Origin of the sequence: Marinobacter bryozoorum (assembly GCF_023156245.1) — a bacterium.
GTDB classification, from domain to species: Bacteria; Pseudomonadota; Gammaproteobacteria; order Pseudomonadales; family Oleiphilaceae; genus Marinobacter; species Marinobacter bryozoorum.
Genome location: NZ_JAKZAH010000051.1, coordinates 1 through 20,842, shown reverse-complemented (window position 1 = coordinate 20,842; position 20,842 = coordinate 1). Strand labels below are relative to the sequence as shown.

The 20,842-nt window shown below is 61.4% G+C and carries 18 protein-coding genes; 9 read left to right on the top strand and 9 right to left on the bottom strand.

Annotation, left to right across the window (positions count from 1 at the left end):
• The first annotated feature begins 286 nt into the window (after positions 1 to 286).
• The 3 genes from MLC59_RS18000 to MLC59_RS17990 are packed head-to-tail and all read left to right on the top strand — an operon-like array spanning position 287 to position 2,947.
• Positions 287 to 1,330 carry an ABC transporter substrate-binding protein gene (locus MLC59_RS18000; RefSeq protein ID WP_248236923.1) on the top strand — a complete coding sequence of 348 codons (1,044 nt, stop codon included), beginning with the start codon at positions 287 to 289 and terminating at the stop codon, positions 1,328 to 1,330.
• Between the two features lie 52 nt (positions 1,331 to 1,382).
• Entirely contained in the window at positions 1,383 to 2,168 is a 786-nt protein-coding gene (locus MLC59_RS17995; protein WP_041333925.1) for an ABC transporter ATP-binding protein, read from the top strand.
• Positions 2,165 to 2,947: an ABC transporter permease gene (locus MLC59_RS17990; protein ID WP_248236920.1), complete on the top strand. Its 783-nt coding sequence runs from the start codon at positions 2,165 to 2,167 to the stop codon at positions 2,945 to 2,947. Before MLC59_RS17995 ends, MLC59_RS17990 begins: the two co-directional genes overlap by 4 nt.
• Before the next feature lie 56 nt (positions 2,948 to 3,003).
• Here MLC59_RS17990 and MLC59_RS17985 read toward each other — a convergent pair whose 3' ends face one another.
• Entirely contained in the window at positions 3,004 to 4,035 is a 1,032-nt protein-coding gene (locus tag MLC59_RS17985) for an isopenicillin N synthase family dioxygenase (RefSeq protein ID WP_248236918.1), read from the bottom strand.
• Between the two features lie 538 nt (positions 4,036 to 4,573).
• On the opposite strand from MLC59_RS17985, the gene MLC59_RS17980 reads away from it, so the two are divergent.
• Complete coding sequence (locus MLC59_RS17980; protein WP_248236916.1) at positions 4,574 to 5,935, top strand: amidohydrolase family protein; 1,362 nt, start codon at positions 4,574 to 4,576, stop codon at positions 5,933 to 5,935.
• A gap of 53 nt (positions 5,936 to 5,988) precedes the next feature.
• Here the strand turns inward: MLC59_RS17980 and MLC59_RS17975 are convergent, their stop codons facing one another.
• The 8 genes from MLC59_RS17975 to MLC59_RS17940 form a co-directional block, all read right to left on the bottom strand.
• Entirely contained in the window at positions 5,989 to 7,056 is a 1,068-nt protein-coding gene (locus tag MLC59_RS17975; protein ID WP_248236914.1) for a BMP family ABC transporter substrate-binding protein, read from the bottom strand.
• A 177-nt stretch (positions 7,057 to 7,233) separates the two neighbouring features.
• Positions 7,234 to 8,424, bottom strand: coding sequence for an MFS transporter (locus MLC59_RS17970; RefSeq protein WP_248236912.1), 1,191 nt, complete (start codon positions 8,422 to 8,424; stop codon positions 7,234 to 7,236).
• A 116-nt stretch (positions 8,425 to 8,540) separates the two neighbouring features.
• Positions 8,541 to 9,140 (bottom strand): cytochrome b/b6 domain-containing protein, encoded by a 600-nt coding sequence (locus MLC59_RS17965; protein ID WP_248236910.1) that lies wholly within the window; start codon positions 9,138 to 9,140, stop codon positions 8,541 to 8,543.
• The gene (locus MLC59_RS17960) at positions 9,137 to 10,744 is read right to left on the bottom strand and encodes a tetrathionate reductase family octaheme c-type cytochrome (protein ID WP_248236908.1); all 1,608 of its coding nucleotides are present in this window, start codon (positions 10,742 to 10,744) and stop codon (positions 9,137 to 9,139) included. Before MLC59_RS17960 ends, MLC59_RS17965 begins: the two co-directional genes overlap by 4 nt.
• Before the next feature lie 188 nt (positions 10,745 to 10,932).
• Complete coding sequence (locus MLC59_RS17955) at positions 10,933 to 11,565, bottom strand: tetratricopeptide repeat protein (protein ID WP_248236907.1); 633 nt, start codon at positions 11,563 to 11,565, stop codon at positions 10,933 to 10,935.
• Complete coding sequence (locus tag MLC59_RS17950) at positions 11,562 to 12,344, bottom strand: SDR family oxidoreductase (protein WP_248236905.1); 783 nt, start codon at positions 12,342 to 12,344, stop codon at positions 11,562 to 11,564. Before MLC59_RS17950 ends, MLC59_RS17955 begins: the two co-directional genes overlap by 4 nt.
• Positions 12,331 to 14,523, bottom strand: coding sequence for an AMP-binding protein (locus MLC59_RS17945; protein WP_248236903.1), 2,193 nt, complete (start codon positions 14,521 to 14,523; stop codon positions 12,331 to 12,333). The genes MLC59_RS17950 and MLC59_RS17945 overlap by 14 nt, the downstream gene beginning before the upstream one ends.
• Positions 14,507 to 15,226, bottom strand: a complete 720-nt coding sequence (locus tag MLC59_RS17940; protein ID WP_248236901.1) for a thermostable hemolysin — start codon at positions 15,224 to 15,226, stop codon at positions 14,507 to 14,509. The genes MLC59_RS17945 and MLC59_RS17940 overlap by 17 nt, the downstream gene beginning before the upstream one ends.
• Positions 15,227 to 15,361: 135 nt before the next feature.
• Here MLC59_RS17940 and MLC59_RS17935 point away from each other — a divergent pair, with 135 nt between their 5' ends.
• The 5 genes from MLC59_RS17935 to MLC59_RS17915 all read left to right on the top strand — a co-directional run bounded on the left by MLC59_RS17935 (position 15,362) and on the right by MLC59_RS17915 (position 20,707).
• Positions 15,362 to 16,054 (top strand): response regulator transcription factor, encoded by a 693-nt coding sequence (locus MLC59_RS17935; protein ID WP_248236899.1) that lies wholly within the window; start codon positions 15,362 to 15,364, stop codon positions 16,052 to 16,054.
• The gene (locus tag MLC59_RS17930; RefSeq protein WP_248236897.1) at positions 16,045 to 17,439 is read left to right on the top strand and encodes an ATP-binding protein; all 1,395 of its coding nucleotides are present in this window, start codon (positions 16,045 to 16,047) and stop codon (positions 17,437 to 17,439) included. The genes MLC59_RS17935 and MLC59_RS17930 overlap by 10 nt, the downstream gene beginning before the upstream one ends.
• Before the next feature lie 91 nt (positions 17,440 to 17,530).
• Complete coding sequence (locus MLC59_RS17925) at positions 17,531 to 18,277, top strand: glycosyltransferase family 2 protein (protein WP_248236896.1); 747 nt, start codon at positions 17,531 to 17,533, stop codon at positions 18,275 to 18,277.
• A 1-nt stretch (position 18,278) separates the two neighbouring features.
• The gene (locus tag MLC59_RS17920) at positions 18,279 to 18,962 is read left to right on the top strand and encodes a TVP38/TMEM64 family protein (protein ID WP_248236894.1); all 684 of its coding nucleotides are present in this window, start codon (positions 18,279 to 18,281) and stop codon (positions 18,960 to 18,962) included.
• Positions 18,959 to 20,707: an ArnT family glycosyltransferase gene (locus MLC59_RS17915; protein ID WP_248236892.1), complete on the top strand. Its 1,749-nt coding sequence runs from the start codon at positions 18,959 to 18,961 to the stop codon at positions 20,705 to 20,707. Before MLC59_RS17920 ends, MLC59_RS17915 begins: the two co-directional genes overlap by 4 nt.
• Positions 20,708 to 20,842: the final 135 nt, after the last annotated feature.

The window sequence follows — 20,842 nt, the reverse complement described above, 5'->3', positions numbered from 1 at the left end:
ACCTTCGGACTGGCGCCTTGGCCAGAGGCCCCAGCGTCACGCAGTAGGTCAGCGAATTAACCAAACGGGACACTAGTTGCACCGAAATAGCCCAACACTCACAGCCGGAGCCTCAATTCCGTGCACCCTCACCGCCATGCGCACTGACACCAACATCACAAACAGACCATATGGTCAGGTTTTACACCCCCCTGTCGTCATGAAGGCAACACTGGTATGCCAATTGCTCAGGCCCTGTTGGCACAACACCAAAACACAGGATTCAACGACAAAGCGAGGAACTACCATGAACGACAACCACCGCAAACCGGGCCTGCTCAAACGACTAGGCTCCGCGCTCCTGCTGGGCGGCGCCCTGGCCGCGACGACTTCGGGCGCTCTGGCCGAAACCGAGATCCGTTTTACCCTGGATTGGCGCTTCGAGGGGCCTTCTGCGCCCTTCCTGATGGCGCTTGAGAAGGGCTATTTCGCGGATGAGGGTCTCGACGTCACCATCGACTCGGGCAATGGCTCTGCGGGCGCTGTGACCCGGGTAGCCACCAACAGCTACGACATGGGCTTCGCCGATTTCAGCGCCCTTACCGAGACCACCGCGAAAAACCCGGACACCGAAGTCACCGGAGTCTACATGGTCTACAACGCCATGCCCGCAGCGGTGTTTGCCCTCAAGGAATCGGGCATTGAAAAACCCGCCGACCTCAAGGGCAAGACCCTGGGGGCACCGGTGTTCGATGGCGGCCGCAAGGCCTGGCCGTCGTTCGCCCGCCACAACGACCTGCCGGTGGATTCGGTGGAGTGGCAATCCGTGGAACCGGCCATCCGTGAAACCCTGCTGGCCCGGGGCGAGCTGGATGCCATCACCGGCTTCTACTTTACCAGCCTGCTGAACCTGGAGGCCCGGGGCGTGGACCCGGACAACATCGTCGCCCTGAAATACCCGGACTTCGGGGTGGAGTTCTACGGCAATACCATCATCGCCCGTAATGAACTTCTCGACGAGAACCCGGAAGCGGTCCGGGGCTTTCTGAAGGCCTTCAACAAGGCGCTGCAGGAAACCATCGATGATCCGGAAGCCGCCATCAAATACGTCAAACAACGGGATGGCCTGATCAAGGAAGACCTGGAGCTGCGCCGGCTGAAACTCGCGCTGGAGACCAACGTGATCACCGACGAGACCCGTGCCGAAGGTCTGGGTGCCGTTACGGACGATCGCATGGCCCGGGCCCTGGAGGACATGGTCGCCTCCTACGGACTGGAGGCTTCACCGGAACTCGAAGCGCTGTTTGACAGCAGCTACCTGCCGCCCCGCGAAACGCGGATGATCGACTAACCCGCCAGGCCCGGGCAACTGCCCGGGCTGACCATAACTGCCGGAGTTCCTGATGGATCTGGTCGAATTCGAAAATGTCAGCATGCGCTATGGGGAAGAAGGTCCCATGGCCATTGAGAATATCTCTCTCAGCGTTCGGGAGAACGAGTTTGTCGCCGTGGTCGGCCCGTCCGGCTGCGGCAAGTCCACCCTGATGAAACTGGTAACCGGGCTGGCGCCTCCCAGCGACGGCTATGTCTACCTGGGCGGCAAACAGGTGTCTGGCCCGCAAAGAGGCGTGGGTATGGCCTTCCAGGCTTCCAACCTGCTGCCCTGGCGGACCACCCTGGACAATATCCTGCTGCCAATGGAAATCGTGCAGGACTACCGCCACCGCTTCCGGGCCGAAAAAGCGAAGTTCCAGGAACAGGGCCGGGCCCTGCTGGCCCGTGTGGGACTGGCTGGCTGCGAGGACAAGTTTCCCTGGGAGCTCTCCGGTGGCATGCAGCAACGGGCGTCCATCTGTCGCGCGCTGATCCATCGCCCGTCCCTGCTGATGCTGGACGAGCCCTTCGGCGCACTCGATGCTTTCACCCGGGAAGAGCTGTGGTGCATGGTCCGGGACCTGTGGCAGGAAGAACCCTTTACCGTGGTACTGGTCACCCACGACCTGCGGGAGGCGGTGTTCCTGGCTGACACGGTATATGTGATGAGCAAGGGCCCCGGGCGCATCCTGGTACGCAAACCGGTGGACCTGCCCCGTCCCCGGGACCTGGCGGTGACCTATACCGACGAATTTGCCGAACTGGTGTTCGAACTGCGGGATCATATCGGCCGCATCCGGGAGGAGTCTGCATGACATTGCTGCAGCGAAAACGACTGTTGATCAAGGCCTCGCCCTGGATCCTGCTGGTGTCACTGGCACTGCTGTGGGAACTGGTGTGCTTTGCCTTCAGCGTGCCGACTTACCTCTTTCCCGCTCCGACGGACATCTGGGCGTCATGGCTGGAGTACCAGGGCCCGATCATGAAACACGCCACCCATACCCTGTTTACCACGGTGGCGGGGTTTGCGATTGCGGTTATTTTTGGCGTAATCCTTGGAGTCCTTGTGGGCTCGTCTCCGCTGATCTACAAGGCGGTCTACCCGCTGATGGTGGGTTTCAACAGCATTCCCAAGGTGGCTTTCGTGCCGGTGCTGGTGGTGTGGTTCGGCATTGGCACCGTGCCGGCGATCCTCACCGCCTTTCTGATCTCGTTTTTCCCCGTGGTGGTGAACATGGCCACCGGCCTGGCCACCCTGGAGCCTGAACTACAGGACGTGCTGCGCTCGCTGGGCGCCAGCAAGCTGGACATCCTCAGGAAGGTCGCCCTGCCGCGCTCCATGCCCTATTTCTTTGCTTCCCTGAAGGTTGCCATCACCCTGGCCTTTGTGGGTTCCGTGATCTCGGAAACCGTCGCCTCGAATGTGGGCATCGGCTACCTGATGATCTCGGCCAGTTCCACCATGGACATGGGCCTGGTATTCGCCGGCCTGGTGGTCATCGCCATCATGGGGGTGGTGATGTACGAGATGTTTGCCTTCGTCGAGCGGCGCATGACCGGCTGGGCCACTCGCGGATCCGACCCGGCGTTCTGACCCGGCTGGATCAGCGTGATCACAGGGCCTCCCGCTGGAGGCCCTTTTCGCATGAGTTACTGCCGGGCCGCCGCAGCCTTCTCCGCCGCATCAAAGTTCGCCAGGATCCGCTGCAACAGGTAGTCCCGCGCCGAGATCGGCGGGTATTTCTGTTCCGGACCCTGGATGATCATGTCCTTGTTGGCCTGGCAGAAGAACGCCAGGCTGTAACGGGGGCCGTTGTACTCGCCCGGCCTCGGCATGCGTACCCGGTGCAGGGTGGACTTGAGGCGGTCGTCGCTCCATCGCATCAGCATATCGCCGATGTTACAGGTGATGCGATCCTCCCTGGGCGTGACGGTGAACCACTCCCGGTCATCGCCCTTGCCTTCTGCGTCCTTGCCGGGGCTGACCTGCAGGCCACCCTGCCCCTCCTGTTGAAACACCATGGTCAGGCAGTCGAAGTCGGTGTGGGCGCCGGCCCGCCAGATCGATTCGTCGGGTTGGTGGTCGTCCGGCAAAGGAAGATAGTGCAGCAGACGCAGGGTGCTCTGGTAGTCCGGCTGCGCCCGGTCATGGGCCCGGGTGAAAAAGTCCCGATCAAAGCCCAGCCGGTCAGCAAAGCAGGACAGCACCTTCATGCCCAATTGCCAGGCCCGGTACTCGAAATCCAGCATCACCCGGTGGAACTCCGGCACCAGGTTCTGGTTTGGCCACAGGTCATCCATGTGCGGCAGGGTGATCTGGTAGGACTCCTTATCGTCCGCAGTGCCCGTGGACGGACGCACCTGGGACTTGAACTCCCAGCCGGCATTCAGGCCCTTTTTGAGCGGGAAGCGCTGCTTCTCGGCCTCGGGCAGGGCAAAGAATGTCTCTGACAGACCGAACGCCTCGCGGACCAGGCCCAGCGCCAGGCCATGATTCGCCAGCTGGAAGAAGCCCACCTCCGTGGCGGCCTGCCAGAGCTGCTCTGTAATTTCACCTCGTCGCTGGTCGAAATCGGTCAGATCAATCACGGGCACGTCCCGCTCGATCTCCTTGCCCATGCCACCAAAGGTGGTTTCCAGGTTCAATTCCTTGAGGGCGTACTTTTCTGCAGTGTTGGTCATTGGTACCTCCGGGACTATCGTCTGATGGGATCAACGACCGGAGGAGATCAGCGGAGGGGCAAACGCAGCGAGTCCTGCTATCGCCGCCAACCGCTCTCGCATGCCGGCCGACGACTGAGCAATGACCCGACACCAGCGAACGGCCAGCGCCTGACTGCTTCTACTCAGACTTGGGCCGGTCAGCGATGACGTGCTGACCGGCAGATTAGTGGTAAGCAGCATCCATGCCATTCACTCCATCGTCGAAGCCAGCCTTTAATCAGTCGCTTGGCAGCGATTCCACCGGGCAGTCTGTCATCTCGGGAACCAGGACTGTGCAGCGACTGCCACACTTGCACCGTCAAGGTGCTACGTTGATAGCCATCAAAGGGAAAGATTCCGGACCTGACCATATGGTCAGCAAATGGACAGGATATTGCATCACGCTCTCTACCACTGTCATTCAACACAAGAGTAGAAAGAGTAGAAGCGGTCAGAAGCCTGCCGGGCCGCGGCGGAGCTTCGGGACATTGCTCGTTCGTCCGTAAAGGAGCAACCATTGAACTACCTGATCCGAAACGCTGTCGCCATCCACACCGAGGACAACCCCACTGCCCGGGACATCCGTATCCAGGATGGTCTTATCACCGAGCTTGGCTGGGACCTGGTACCCACAGTGGAGCAGCCGGAAACCATTATCGACGCCAGTGGCTGTGTGATCTGGCCGGGGCTGGTGAACACCCACCACCACCTGGCCCAGTCCATCATGAAGGGGGTGCCCGCGGGGCTGAACCAGGGCCTCGGGGAATGGCTCAGCAGCGTACCCTACCGCTTCTGGCCAAAGGTTACCCCTGAGTTGATGTACCACGCTGCCCGGCTGGGCCTGTACGAACTGATCCGCTCTGGCGCCACCACCTGCGCCGACCATCACTATCTGTACCACGCCACCACCAGCCCGGAACTGGAAGAAGCGGTCTGGCAAGCGGCAGATGAACTGGGCATCCGCCTGGTTCTGTGTCGCGGCAGCGCCACCGAGACAGGCTCCCACGAGGGCATGATTGAACACCGCATCGAACCGGAGACCATCGACCAGGTCATCGACCGCCTGGATGCCACCCGCAAGAAGCACCACCAGGAGGGCGCAGGCGCCATGAAGAAACTGGTGGTAGCCCCCACCAGCCTGATCCATTCCAGCACACCGGACGGGCTCAGAGCCCAGGCCCAATGGGCCCGGGAGCATGGCCTGAAGATGCATTCCCACTTGCTGGAGGTGGCATATGACGAGGTCCAGGCGCGGGAGAAATACCACCAGGGCGCAATTGATTACGCCGACGCCTGCGACTGGCTCGGACCAGACGTGTGGTATGCCCACCTGGTCCACAGTGATCCCCATGCCATCGAAAGACTGGCCGCCACCGGCACTGGCATTGCCCATTGCCCCACCTCCAACTGTCGCCTGGGCAGCGGTATCGCCCCGGTGGTGGCCATGGAAAAGGCCGGCGTGCCTATCTCGCTGGCGGTGGACGGCTCGGCCTCTGCCGAATCCGGCTCCATGCTGCAGGAACTGAACCTGGCCTGGCTGATCCACCGGGCCGCCCACGGGCCGGATGTCACCACCCTTGAACAGGTGCTGGACTGGGGCACCCGTGGCGGCGCCGACTTGCTGGGCCTTCAGGAAACCGGCAGCCTGGCCGTTGGCAAGCAGGCCGACCTGGTGCTCTACGACATTGATCAGCCGCGCTTTGCCGGCGTCCACTCACCACTGATGGCGCCCTTGATGTGCGGCGAGCCAGTCCATGTGAAGCACAGCTTCGTGCAGGGTCGTTGCGTTATGGAAGATGGCCTTATCACCGGCCTGGATGAGCGGGAGTTGACCCGGAAGGTGCAGGAAGGGGTCGCCCGGATGCTGGCTGGCGCCTGAGAAGACAAAGCCGGCGGGTATTGCCCGCCGGCTTTTGGTTATTGCCTGCCCGTTTATTTCGGCAGGTTTGCTGTCATGCCTTCCACGTACCAGTCCATGCCTGCCAGTTGCTCGTTGGTCATGGCCTCGCCTTCCGGTACCCGCAGCTCACCGTCCTGGTCCTTCAGCGGGCCAGTGAAGGGATGGAACTCACCGCTGTCGATAGAGGCAATCACCTCATCCACCTTCGCCCGCTGCTCCCCCGTCAGTCGATCACTGATACCGATAACCTGGATGACATCCTCGGAAATGCCGCCCCAGTAGTCGCTTGGAGCCCAGTCGCCGTCCATGACCGCCTGGACGGTATCGATGTAGTACGGGGCCCAGTCATTGACCACGGACAGCAGGTGCGCATCGCCACCGAATTTCCGCATGTCGGAAGCCTGGCCCACACCCCAATTGCCCCGTTTGTCAGCTGCCATCAACGGCGCCGGGCTGTCGGTATGCTGCACAATGACATCGGCGCCCTGATCCATCAGCGCGTTGGCTGCATCAGCCTCCTTTGCCGGATCAAACCAGGTGTTGGCCCACACTACCTTGAGCTCGATATCCGGATTGACCGACCTGGCACCCAGGTATACGGCGTTGATGTCCCGGATAACTTCCGGGATCGGGAAAGAGGCGATGTAGCCCAGGGTGTTGGTCTCGGTCACCAGTCCCGCAGTAACGCCGGTGACGTAACGACCTTCATAGGTGACCGACAGGTAGGTGCCCAGATTGTCGGCACGTTTATAGCCGGTGGCGTGCAGGAAGGTGGTATCGGGGAACTGCTCGGCCACCCGTGCAGTGGGGTTCATGAAGCCAAAGGAGGTGGTAAAGATCACCTCATTGCCCGCCTGGGCCAACCGGCGGATGGTGCGCTCGGCGTCGGCGCCCTCGTTGACGTTTTCCACATAGGTGGTCTCCACCTGGTCACCGAAGTGCTCCTCAAGGGCCAGGCGCCCCAGGTCATGCTGATAGCTCCAGCCGTGGTCCCCTATCGGGCCGACGTATACGAAACCGACTTTCATCGGGTCCTCGGCCATGGCGGACACGGGCAGGGTGAGTGCGGCAGCAAGTGCCAGGCTGCGTTTAAGGCTCATGGGTACTTCTCCTGAACGGTTGGGTCGTTATGTTGTTTCCGTAGGCACGGATCACCAAACTAACCTCAGCAAAAAGCTGGCCAAGTGTTCAGGAATTTCAAGCAATTGATTTTATGATAAATATTTTTCTGGCCGAGGCCGAGCTAGCATTCTAGGCACCATTGTGGCGCAGCCGACTCACCGCCGCTGCATAAAGATCAGTGCAACCGCGATCACCAGGCCAGAAGCACCAAACGCCAGCACAAACCCACCCAGCTCCAGCAGGACCCCGAAGAGCAACGGTGCCAGGAAATGGATCGCCCGGTTGGCCATCAGGCGCATACCAAGGGCCCCGGAACGTTTTTCGCGATCCACGGACTCCGCAAGAAGCACCATGGACAAGGGCTGGGTAAGCCCTGCGCCAATGCCCACCAGTACTGCCAGCAAACCGATCAGCAGAATCTGTTCGGAGAACCCGAGGAAGCTAATGCCCGCTGCCAGGGTGCCCAGTGCCAGAAGAACCGCATTCCGGCGACCGCCCACCATCGCGATCATTGGCGCCATGAAAGGCCGGATCAGCATGGAGACTGCCGCCCGCAGGCTCACCAGCACCCCGATAACGACCGGGCTCATGGCCAGGCTTTCCAGGTAAACGGGGAGGTAACTGCCGTAGACCCCCAGCGCAAACATGCCCAACACCGTCACCAGCACCGATAACTGAACACCCGGGTTGGTACGCATCAGCCCCCACTGGGCGCGAAAGCCTGTTTCTCTACGGGTTACCTTCAGGCGCTCCCTGGCCTGCCCGGTGAGCCAGAAACCGGCCAGGCCGGCCAGGGCGCCGAACACCGCCATCACCAGGAACACCTGACCAGTGCCCGGCCCTGAGTCCAGCAGATAACCGGCAAGCAGTGGACCGACCACCTGGCCACCGGACAGCCAGGTGGAATACCAGCCGAAGTACCGCTCGAGTCTGGGGCCGGTGCCCAGGTTGGAGATGATGGTCTGGGCCGCCAGCACCATCTGCAGGTGCGCCAGCCCCACCAGCAACTGGCCCAGCACCAGCCCCGGATAGCCATACCAGATGTGCATGGACAGCAGGCCGGCCACCATCAGGCAGGCACCGCTGATGAGCGTCGCCCTACCCCCATAACGGGTCACCACCCCACCAAGGGGAATGGCAAACAACAGGGGCAGCAGGTACTGGGTGCTGAGTACCGCGCCCAGCACCAGGGGTGAGGCCCCGAGCCGAAGCCCGTAAACCGGCACTGCCACGATCAGCATGGAATAGACGACAAAGCACAGGGTCAGCGCCAGGCAGACCACAAAGAAATTCCGGCGGGCATCGATGCCGGGCTGGGCAGATTCGGAAGGAGTGTCAGCAGTCAAGGTGCGGTCTTGTGACGATGGTTACGTGGGAAACGCCACATGGTACCCGGAGCCTCCGCCGACGAAAACCGGGGATGGCGAAGGGCCGGAGTTTAAACCCCGGCCCTCTCGGCCCGTTACTTATCGTCGATATCGTCGTACCCGGTGACCATGGGCCGGATATGACTGGTCAGGGTGTGCCCCATGGTGGTCATGTACACGTGGGCAATGATGAAGACCAGCATGGCAAAGGCCGCTGCGGTGTGGACCATTGCAACCCATTCCAGCGCCAGTGTGCCTGCCAGCATGCCGGGCCAGCCCGCATAGAACAGGTACAGCAGCCCGGATACCCAGATCACCGGCGATATCACCAGCTTGAAGAACAGGTAGGCCAGCCGCTGCAAGGGGTTATGCTTGGCCCGGGTGGTCTTGCGATAGGGGTGCTCTGCCCTGGTGAAGGTACCGACCAGGTAGTAATGGATCACCGCAAACAGCCCGTTCCGGGTCGGGATATACTGGCGCCACTCCCCTGTTGTGATATGCCAGAAAATGGCAAACAGCCACAATACGATCAGCGCCCAGGCCGCCAGCGTATGCACCTGTGTTGCATCACCGAACCCCAGTACCGAGTAACTGCCGTGAATCTCGAAACCGGTGAACAGCAGCGTGAATATCAGTAATGCCTGGCACCAGTGCCAGAAGCGCTCGAAGCGTTTATAGATCATGACCCGGCTCATGAGTGCTTCCTCCCCCTGAAGATAACCCTTGCCGCGATATGGGCCAGCACCCCCAGCAGCGTCATCACGACGATCAGCCAGCCAATCCGGTCCAGCCAGGCGTTGGCGCTGTGTCCCGGCATGTAGATACCACCGATTCCCGCCAGGCGGCTTTCCGCGCCATGGCAGGAACCACAACGCAGGGCCTGCTCAGCAGGCGGCACCATGTGGGTTATGGGCCAGTACATTTCCGTTTCCACGAAGTCATACTCACCGCTGAAAGGCCGGCCGGACATCTCGCTGCCGGCCTGCAGTGCGTTCGGCCAGTTGAAATTGCTCCACAACGAGGTGTCATCCGCACCGAATACGTGGGTAACCAACAAGGTGTTAAGCTGGGTGTCGAACGGCTGCTTGCCACGCATCAGCTTGAAAGGCCAGATGCGGGAAGCCGGGTCGTCAGCACTGCCGTCAATGCGATTGATCTCAATGGGTTCACTGGACAGGTCCAGCCCATCTTCCAGCAGCGTGTACTCTACCGTGCCGTCGAACCAGGCGTAGTGGGGCACCACGTTTTCCTCATGGTGGAAATCACCCTTGGTGCTGAGATAGCTTACGTGGCCGCTTTCGTCATATTCGGTGATGGGATTGCCATCTTCGTCCAGCCTGCCAGCGGTTGACCAGTCCCACCACATCTTGGTGGGCACCCCGCCGCGGGCGAACTCGGGCACGTGGCAGGTCTGGCACGCCAGCTTTTCCACATGGTCGTTAAGCTTGGGTTTGTCATGGGGCTCGAAGCCGTGGCAGGACTCGCAACTGGCCCGGCTCAGGTCGGTATGGCCGGGCACATCAATGCCGACGGTGTCCTTTGCGGTGGCCTGGTAACGGCTGCCGGAGACATTATGGCCCCAGGTGGAGTGGCAATCGGCGCAGGCAAAGTCCAGCCCGTCGGGCGACATATGCACATCCAGGGATCGCGGCGGGTTCACCAGCGACGAGTCAAGATCACCGTGTTTCACGCCATCTCCGCCACCGCCATAGAAGTGACAGCTGCCGCAGTTCTGGCGGTCGCTGGCACCCACATTCTGGGCGATATGTGGCAGATCGGGAGGCTGCACCATCTTTCCACTGCCGCCCGGCCACTCCCTGGGTTTGTCGGTGGGCAGGCCGGCGAGGGTGGGAAACTTCCAGTAGTCACCCGTCGTGTCGTGGCAGACCAGGCAGTCAACGGCAGAATCTTCCGAGGGCGGGGGCTGGTTCATATCCGTCCAGCCGTAGCCCGCGTGGCAGGAGGTGCAGCGGGGTTCATTGGTCACCACCATTCCGCAAAAGCTGTTGATCACGTTCCGCTTGCCCAGCTGCTGGCCGGTTTCCGGGTGGTCGTAGGTCCAGTTCCAGTGGGTGGTTTCGCGGATCTGGTTTGCAGCTTCGTTGTGGCAGCCCAGACAGGCTTCGGTCACTTCCTGCGCACTGTTGAACGGCCCCTGCAAGGCTTCGAACTTGCTGTGGTCTGCCGTGGGAGGCGATCGCTCGGCACTGAACGCAGCGAGCGATGCGGTACTGGAAAGCAATACCGACAACAGAGTGGTTAACCAGGTTCGCGATCTGAATCCCTTGATTGGCAACATGATTCCCTCCCACCGCCACGGGTTGTTACCAGTGGCATGGTTTGCCAGGCCGGACTGACCCAAAAATCATTCTTTCACAGCAATGGGAGGATGTGTTGACCCGGGTCAAGCTCTTTGCGGAATCACAGACCGACTGAACATCCGTTTGAAAAGAACGGGGCACCGGGCCGCGACCGCCCCGGCGTCACTCAGCGGGAAGATATCATCTTGTCCAGGCGATCCCTGACCTCCTGCCGCCGACCTTCATCCGCCAGCGTCCGTCCCGGGCGGTCCGGTGCTGACAAGGCACGTTCAAGGTACTGTCTGGCCCGGTCCTCTTCCCCTTGTTCAAGCAAGTAGTCGGCAAAGAAGAAATTCGGATCGATGCCGTCCGGGTTGATGGACAGTGCCTTTTGCAGCAGCTGACGGGCCTTGTCGTCATCGCCAAAACCGATGGGCCAACCGGGCACCTGGTAGTAGAGGCTTCCAAGGGAGGTATAGGCTGAGCCGTCCAGCGCCCGGTCGTCGATTTCAATCGCTTTTTCAAGGTGCCGGCGGGCATCCTTCACCAGGCCCAGGGCCCCCAGGCCGCCTTTCTCTCCAGCCCAGGTGCTGAGCACGATCGCGCGCCAGATCAGCGCCTCGGCACGATCAGGATAACGGGCTGTTAACGTTTCCGCCTCACCCGCCAAGGCCTCGAAGGCCTTTTCCTTGTCATCCTCTGCCACCTGGTACTGTATTTCAGCCCAACGCTGCTGAATCGCAGCCAGGTCAGTTTCCAGGTTATCGGCCCATACTGGCTGAACCAGTAGCGAAGCCACCAACAGTATCACCCACTTCATAACTGAACTCCTGAATCCAGAAAGCGCCGAATGACCGGCAGTTGTTTCAGCATGGCCCTGTCCACCAGCCGTGGCAGGACGCCATTAATCGCCACAAACAGCTTCTCCGGCCAGCCCAGGAAGCACCGGCGCCGGTCCCGTTTCATGGCCGAGATCAGCTGGGCGGCAACCTGTTCCGGCGGGTCCATGGCGTTGCCCAAGGTCTGGTTGAGCTGGGTCACGGATTCCGGATTCATCGCCGTCGCCGTGGCCCGGGGAGCGAAATACAGAACCTGCAATGGGCTGTCTGCCAGTTCCCGCCGCAGGGCTTCGGTAAAGCCGCGCAGGCCGAACTTGGTGGCGCAATAGGCGGAGTAGCCGGGATAGCCGATACTGCCGAAGGTGGAACCGACGAACACCAGGGCACCGCCGTCCAGGGCCCTGAACATGGGGACAAAGTGATGGGCAACGATCATGGCACTGCGAAGGTTGACCACCAACTGGTCATCGATGTCCGCTATTGTCGACTGCTCGACAGACGCGAACCGATTCTGCCCGGCACAGTGGATAACGCCGTACAAGTCCGGCCAATCGTCGGTCACTGCCTGTAATTGCTGGTCAAGGTTTTCGGCAGCAAGGTCCAGCTTTACCGCTGTTACGCCCTCCGGAAGGGTGATGCTGTCCGGACGACGGGTCGCCACCAGCAGACGTGCCCCTTCGGACAGCAGCAGAGGAATCAGTGCCTGCCCGATACCACCTGTTCCTCCCAGCAGCAGGAAGCGGCGGTCACGCAGCTGCATGGTCAGACTCCCGGGATGTTTGCTCAGTCGAGGCAGGTAAGGGAATCCGGTGAAGCATATCGCCATACAAGCGATAGACCACCCGGGCCGAGTCGATAATGGCCTGCTGGTCACCAGGATCGGTGATGCCGTTCATCAGGTCCTGGAAGAATTTGAAATGGTCCTGGTCCAGCTCCCCGTGGGAATAGAGGTAACTGAACGCCTTGTCGGGCAGGCCCAGATGCGCCTGTATCTGTCGGGCCAGGGGCGTGGCCAGCTCAATAGACGTGCCTTCCAGCACTTGCACCATGCCAAAGAAGGCGGCCGGGTTGCCCCGGTCGATCTGGTGGTAGAGGTACGCCACCATCAGCTCGATGGACAGGTCCGGCTTGCTGGTGCGGCGCTCTTCCCGGTCCTCGCCACAGGCCTGGAGGTCGTCGAGGATCCACTCATGGTGACCGTATTCCTCCTCTATGTATTCCACCAGTGCCTTGCGCACGCCCTCCAGCCGCTCAGGCAAGCGCCCGCCGCAGGCCATCATCAGGGGAACCGTGTGTTTGACATGGTGGAAGGCCTGGGTCAGGAACCAGGTATAACTTTCCAGGCTCACCTGGCCCTGCTGAACAGCCTGGATCACAGGTGCACGGGTGACATGGGCGCGGGCCTCGGCGGTTTCCGCCTGAAGTTGGTCAAAGAATTCCATGGGTGCTTCCTCTATTGATTCCGGATAAACGGGATAACTGCCGGCCATCAGCACGGGCAGGTCGGACTGAATGCGATTCCGCACGGGCCGGCCGTTTGCCGTCAGGTAACCGGCGGCCACTGACAAGGGTTGTTCAAGGCAGTAGACCACCCCCAGACGGGCATAGTCTGGCAAGGACTGATTGAGTTGGTGGAGGACAGGTTCCAGTTTCCCGGCTGGCTGGCCGGGGGGCAGGTGCACGAGGGCCGACAGACGGGGTTCACCGTCACCAAAGACCACCACCTGCCGGGCGCCCAATGCCTGTACGAGTTCGGCCTCCAGCCATTCGGGGCTGATATTTCGGCCGAAGCTGGTGATCAACAGGTTCTTCGAACGGCCATCCACCTGCAGGAAGCCATCGCCAGTCAGTTGCCCCAGATCGCCGGTGTCCAGCCAGTCATTCGGTGTTTCTGCGGACGATCCATTGGCAGAACCTGACTCTCCCAGATAACCAAGGTGCGTGTTACCCCGGACAAGGATGTGGCGCCGCTCATCGACACGAACATTCACATGGTTCAGGGGCCGGCCTCCGAAGCCGATGCGGTCATCGCCCGGTGTATTCAGGGCCACCACCGAGCCACATTCGGACAGGCCATAACCTTCATACAGGGGCAGCCCGAGCGCCCGGCCACGCTTCAGCAGATCCGGTGCAACCTTCCCGCCTCCCACGGCGAGGAAACGGAAATGGTCCGTTTTCAGCAGCCCTGCATCGGCAGCCTGCACCAGAAGTCGGGCCAGTTCCGGCACCAGGATGAGGGATTCCGGCTGCCAGCGGTTGAGGGCACCAATCAGGCCCCGGGGATCAACGCCACTGCTGCCTGTGAGCCCGACCAGGGCCAGGGGTTCTACCCGGACAGCCGCGCCCATCAGCAGCGGCAGATACACCCCGGCGATGTTCTCCAACAGGGTTGCCAGGGGCAGGATACATAGGTGCTGGGCTGGGCCCACCGGCGTCAGCCGTTCGCGCAGGGCGTCGACGGTCGCCAGTAATTGGGCCTGGGAGAGGCAGACACCCTTGGGGGTGCCGGTACTACCGGAGGTAAAGGTGACTTTTGCGGTCTCTGACGGCAGCGGAGCGCGAGCCGGGTTATCACCCAGGCGATCGATCCAGACGCCCTCGCCCAGGGGCTCCCGACCCGGGGCTTCATCCGGCCATAGCAGCGCCTGCAGCCCGGCGGTGGTGACCAGGTGTTGGGTCTGGGCTGCGGAAAAGAACACCGGCACGGGTACGCAAACCACACCGGCCAACAGGCAGGCCAGGTCGGCCACCACCCAGGCCGGTGCGTTGTCGCCACAAAGGCCAATGCGTTGCAGCCCGCGCTGTTTCAGTGCCGCAGCAAGTCTCTCTGAAGCCGAGAGCAACTGCCCGTAGGAAAATTGATGATCGCCGGATACCAGCGCAGGTCGATCCGGGTGGACCGCAGCCGACGCCTGCAAACGCTCAGGCAATGTAGCCATAACGACCCTCCGCACATCGAGGTACCACGGCAGTCTCCGGTTCCACCCCGGAGGCCAGCGCCACCTTGTCCATCAGGCCCCGGGCACGCAGGCCGGCCAGGCCAACGGGGACATGCATGGCCATGACTCTCGGGTTGTGCTGGTAATAACTCCCCCAGTCATCCCCTCCGTCCGCCAGCCGTTCCGGCCTCGCGCTGCCAAGATCCGCCACCCGGATACCCATGCGCTGAAACCCGTTACGCAACTGGTCTGTGCCAGTGCAAACCACCCAGTGCATCCTGCACTGCTCAAGCCAGAGCGCCATTGCTGCAAACAGCAGGCGACTGACCCCGGCCTCTACACCAGCAAGGTGAGCAATTTCCATGATGTTGTCGCGACAACCGCCCGGTTCCGGCAGGGCACGTTCCACGGGCTGGTCAAGGTAATCTTCAAGGAACAGGCGTTCCGAAGCTGCCTCACGCACACCAACGGCAGCCAGCAAGGTGCCATGGGCATTGACCAGCACCATCAGCGGCAGCGGCCGCAGTTCAGGACGGGCCCCATAGGCCTGCAGGAACCGGCGTTGTATAAAGTCGGTTACCCGCCGGGCGGCTTCAGTGGCGCTACTAACCTGGCACAACCAGTGCTGGCCACAGCGCGCCACAGGCGTTACCTCATCGGAAGCGAGGTCCAGGCCGGTGGGCATGATTAAAGGGTCATTCATAGGCTATCTCCCTGTTACCACGAGACATTAGGGGAGCAGCCTTAACCCCGCCTTAAAGGAAACCGGGGGTTTTCTTAAGAAGCCCTTAAGATTTCTGTGCCAGAATGTGTCGGTGAATCAGATAAGGATGGCTCCATGCGCATTCTCCTTGTGGAAGACGACCACATGCTGGCCAATACCATGCTCGCCATGTTGCGGGAGGATCAGCACACCGTGGATTGGCTTGACGATGGCCAGCAGGCCCTTAATGCCCTCATGGACGAACACTTCGACCTGGCCATCCTGGACCTGACGCTGCCACGGCTGGACGGACTGGATGTACTGGCTCGCAGTCGCAGTGCGGGTGTGCTGACCCCGGTCATTATCCTGACAGCCCGCTCTGACCTGGATGAGAAACTCCAGGGCCTGGACGCCGGAGCCGATGACTATCTGACCAAGCCCTTCGCCATGGCAGAGCTCAAGGCACGTATCCGTGCGGTGACCCGCCGGGGCAGTGCATCGCCGAGCGTTGGTATGACCGTCGGCGCATTGGCCCTGAACCCCGAGTCGGGCCAACTGTCCCTCGGTGACCGGGTGGTTACCCTGCCCCGCAGCGAGTTGCAGATCCTCCATTACCTGATGCGTCACCCCGACCAGGTAGCCACCCGGCGCCGGCTGGAAGAGCAGCTTTACGGCTGGGACCAGGGGGTGGAAAGCAACGCCCTGGAAGTCCATATCCACCACCTTCGGCGGCGCCTGGGGAAATCGGTGATTCGAACCATTCGTGGCGTCGGTTACCTGCTGGACAGCCAGGAGGCCCAGAGTTGCGGAACCACCCCATGTCCCTGACCCGCACGCTGATTGCCCTGGTTGCCTCCATTGTCATGCTGATTGCGGCGGTTGCCGCTGTCTGGAGCTATATCGAGAGTAACCATGAACTTGAAGAGTTGTTCGATGCCGAGCTGGCCCAGAGCACGCGGATCATTCAGGGCCTGGTCCAACATCTGGCCAGTACCGGGTCTCCGGAGCAGCTGGCGGGCATTCTTCAGCAAACCCTGCAATTGCCCGAGGGAGCCCTGGATGAAGGAGACTATGACGAGGTGCTCCCGGACGGCACCGGCCACAAATACGAGAAGAAACTGGCCTTCGAGGTCTGGACCCCGGAAGGCGAGCCCCTGCTGGACACCCTCGCAGCCAACGACGACCTGGCGCTGACGCCCGGCTACGCCTGGGCCGAAGCGACGGGGTTTCAATGGCGCACGTTCACCCTGCAGGACCCACAGACGGGTTACTGGATACGCACCGCCCAGCGCGAGGACATTCGTCAGGAGCTCAGCCAGGAACTGGCCATGGGCAATATACTCCCCTTGCTGATCGCCCTGCCCCTGCTGGTTGTAGCGGTTGCCGTTGCCATCCAGCTGGGCTTCCGGCCCTTGCGCAAGCTGGAACAGCCAGTGAGGCACATGGCCCCTGAGCGGATACACCCCCTCAATACCCAACACGCCCCGCGAGAAGTGAGCGGGCTGGTGATGGCGGTCAATGGTTTGCTGGAGCGCCTGGATGATGCCCTCGAGCGGGAACGGCGCTTTTCCGCCGACGCCGCCCATGAACTGCGAACCCCCCTGACCGCATTGCGCCTGAACCTGGAAAAGCTGGAATCAACCGACCCGGCAAAGTTCCGGGAACTGACGGCCGCCGTGGACCGAATGGGGCACCTGGTGGAGCAGATGCTGTTGCTGAGTCGGGTGGACGCCGGTGTCGGGTTCAGTCCCGAGTATGTCAACCTGTCGGACATTGTCGCCCAGAGTATTGCCGATGTGTCTCCCCTGGCCCTGCGCAAGAGGATCGAACCGTCCCTGGAAGACCCGATCGGCCAGGCCATGGTCAGTGGCCAGGCGGCCCTGCTCAACACATTGATGCGATCCCTGCTGGCCAACGCCATACAGTACAGCCCCGACGATACCCGGATAGACACACACCTTGCGGCCGATGGCGACGGCTTCCGCATACGGATATGTGACCAGGGGCCCGGCATACCGGCTGACCAGCGGGACAAGGCCCTGGGGCGCTTCGGGCGCCTGGACCAGCGCCTGGGCTCGGGAGCCGGGCTCGGCCTGGCCATTTCCCGTCGCATTGCCGAGCTCCACGGTGGTGCGCTGATCCTCGAGGACCGACCGGACGGCCAACCGGGGCTGTGCGTCAATATCTGGCTGCCGGTTCGCACACCGGCTTAAGCTTGTCTTAAGGCTGATACCTCATTATGACGTTGGCTGGCTACGGGCCAGTCCCAGTTTTCCCAACGTCGCCTGTACCGAGGTAGCCGCGATGCCCACCGAAACATCCGTATCCATCGTGATTCCCGCGAAGGATGAAGCCGGCAATATTGCCAGCCTGTTCCGGGAAATCCATGCCGTCCTGCACCATTACCACGACTTCGAGATTGTGCTGGTGGATGACGGCAGTGAGGACCAGACACTGGAAACCGCACGCACTGCCGCCGCCACGCTGGGCTGTCCATTCCAGGGCATCCGTCATCGCACCAGCATTGGGCAGAGCGGCGCACTGCGTTCCGGGATAGACGCCGCCCGTTTCCCCTGGATCATCACCATGGATGGTGACGGCCAGAATGACCCGGCCGATATCCCGCTGCTGCTGCAACAGGCTGCCACGGTGAACAAAGCCGACTTCTGCATTGCCGGTTACCGCAAGGACCGAAGGGACACGGCCTGGAAGCGTTTTCAGTCCCGGTTGGCCAACCGTGTTCGCAATGCCATTCTCAGGGACGGGGTACCGGACACCGGCTGTGGGCTCAAACTGTTCCCCAAGGCCACCTTCAGGAAGTTACCCTGGTTCGATCACATCCACCGCTTCCTGCCGGCACTCATCCGCGGGATGGGCGGCGACATACGGGTTGTGGATGTCCACCACCGGCCACGGCAGGCGGGTGTTTCCAAATACTCTGCCTGGAACCGTGCCTGGGTGGGCATCGCCGACCTGTTCGGTGTGTTCTGGCTACTGCATCGGTATCCGGTGCCGGAGATCGTAGACCAGGTATCCGAGGGAAGAGCCTGACGTGCGCCGCTGGGCACGGTTTGTCATTTTCCTGGCGATCACCGCAGCCGGTATCACAGCGATCCGTCTTGGTTGGCTGGATGTGGTTGCCGACCAGACCGCGTTCCGTCACAGACTGGTGGACGGCAATATTGCAGACATAGCGTTGATCAGCCTGGCTGGCCTGATCCTTACCGGGTTCGGCGGCCCTCGTCAGTTACTGGCATTTGCCAGCGGCTTTGCCCTGGGGCCTGCCTGGGGAGCACTCTACAGCACGACCATTACCCTCGCCGGCGCAGTGGGGTGTTTCTACGTGGCCCGATGGTTCCTGCGCCCCGCACTGAAACGCCAGGCCGGGTCCCGGCTGGCATCTTTCGACAAGCTGACCCGCGACAACCCATTCCTGAAGGTGGTGATGATCCGGTTGATGCCCGTGGGAAGCAACCTGATCACCAACCTCCTTGCAGGCAGCTCCGATATCCGGCTGATTCCCTTTGCCGGCGGCAGTGTCGTCGGTTACCTGCCACAGATGGTTGTCTTTGCAATGGTCGGCGCCGGGTTCGGGCGGGCCAGCGAATTCCAGCTGGTGCTGGGTATGGTGATGTTTGTCATCGCAGCGGCCCTGGGACTGCTCCTCTTCCGTACCCACCGGAACCGACAGCTATCAACCACGATCACTCACCTTACCGCACAGACTGACCGATGATTGCACCCGCCCTGCCTGATGTGATCAGGAACCGGATTATTGCCCTGACCCCCAATGTTCAGATCCTGCTTTTGATGGGGTTCGCCGCGATCGTTGTTTTCACGGGTATCGGGCTGCGGTCCCCCTGGCCGGCGGATGAACCGAGATTCGCCGAGGTGGCCCGGGAAATGGTCGATTCCGGCCAGTGGCTGATCCCCATGCGTGGAGGCGAGTTCTATCCGGACAAGCCACCGGTTTTCATGTGGATCATTGCGTTCTTTTACTGGATTACCGGCAATCTCAAGGTTGCCTTCCTGCTGCCCAATGCACTCTGTGCCCTGCTGACCCTGGGGCTGGTAATGGATCTCGGGCGCCGGCTTGCGGACCAACGCACAGCCCTGATAGCCGGCTTCTTCCTGTTGCTGGCACCGCAATTCCTGATCCAGGCCAAGAACGCCCAGATCGATGCCATGGTTGCCTGCTGGATTACCGTTGCCTGCTATGGACTGCTGCGTCACTTCTTCGAACGCCCCGCCTGGGGTTGGTACTTCACCGCGTGGGGCTTCATGGGGCTGGGGATTATTACCAAGGGAGTCGGCTTCCTACCCCTGTTCATGTTTATCCCCATCCTGATTCTCGCACTACGGGACAAAGAGTACTTCCGCGACAGCCTGAAATGGCGCTGCCTGCTGGGGCCACTCGTCATGTTAGCGATCGCCGCAGCCTGGGTACTACCCATGGTGGTCTACGTGGAACAGCTGGGTTCCGAGGCAGCCTATGCCTACCGGGACAACATCCTGTTCAAGCAGACCGGGGAGCGGTATGCGGATTCCTGGGGGCATATCCTGCCGTGGCACTACTTCATCAGCAATTCGATCCCGTCTCTGTGGTTTCCACTGCCACTGATATTGCTGGCTTTCTGGCGACCTGCCCTGGCCGCCTGCAGGCAACACCGGGTCGTGTTTACGCTGCTGATCTGGATACTGCTCGTCGTGGCCTTCTTCAGCGCCAGCCCGGGCAAGCGCGGCGTCTATATCCTGCCGGCCCTGCCCATGTTCGCCCTGGCCCTGGCAGTAATCGTCCGCAACAGTGAGAGCGCTGGATGGCTGGGCAAGGTTCTGACAGGTCTGCACGGTCTGCTTGGCATTGTGCTTGTCACCCTGGGAATACTGGCGTGGAACGATCACCCGACGCTGGTGGACAAGATCACCGACTACACCCGCAACCCCGACCACCTGCACCAGGCAGGCACCTTTGTGCTGACCCTGGGCCTCGTATGGCTCGTATCACTCGCGATGTTCTTCCGGTCTGATTCGCTGTATCGGTGGTTCTCTGCGCTAATGGTGAGCTGGCTGCTCTTCAGCACCTGGGGCTATACCCTGGCGGAACCTTTCCGCACGCCTGAAAATGTGATGCGCAAAACCGCTGAGGTCTTGCCGGAGGGCGCCCAGCTGGGCCTGATTGACTTCGCCGAGCAGTTCATCCTGTTTTCACCGCTGGACATCACTCATTTCAGCTACCTGGATTCCACACAGGAGCAGGAACGAAACGCCTGGCAATGGATGGAGGAAGGGGCCGACCGGTATCTGCTGGTGGACAGCGATGAAAACCTGGCCTGCTTTGACACGCGGGGGGCTATTGATGTCGGGGTGGCGCACCGGGATGCATGGATCGTGCTGTCAGCGGACAACCAACTGGGATATTGCGCACCCCCGGCCAGGACCAAACGGTTCTTTACGCCCCGGCCGGCGCGCTGGCTGGATTGATAGCATGGGGAACGTCTCCTGCGACGCTGCCGGGTTAAATCTGCAACCATGCCATAATAACGAGTAGGGTGAGGCGTCACCGCCTCATCCCTCTCACAGAACCGTACATACGGACCACGTATACGGCTCATGCCA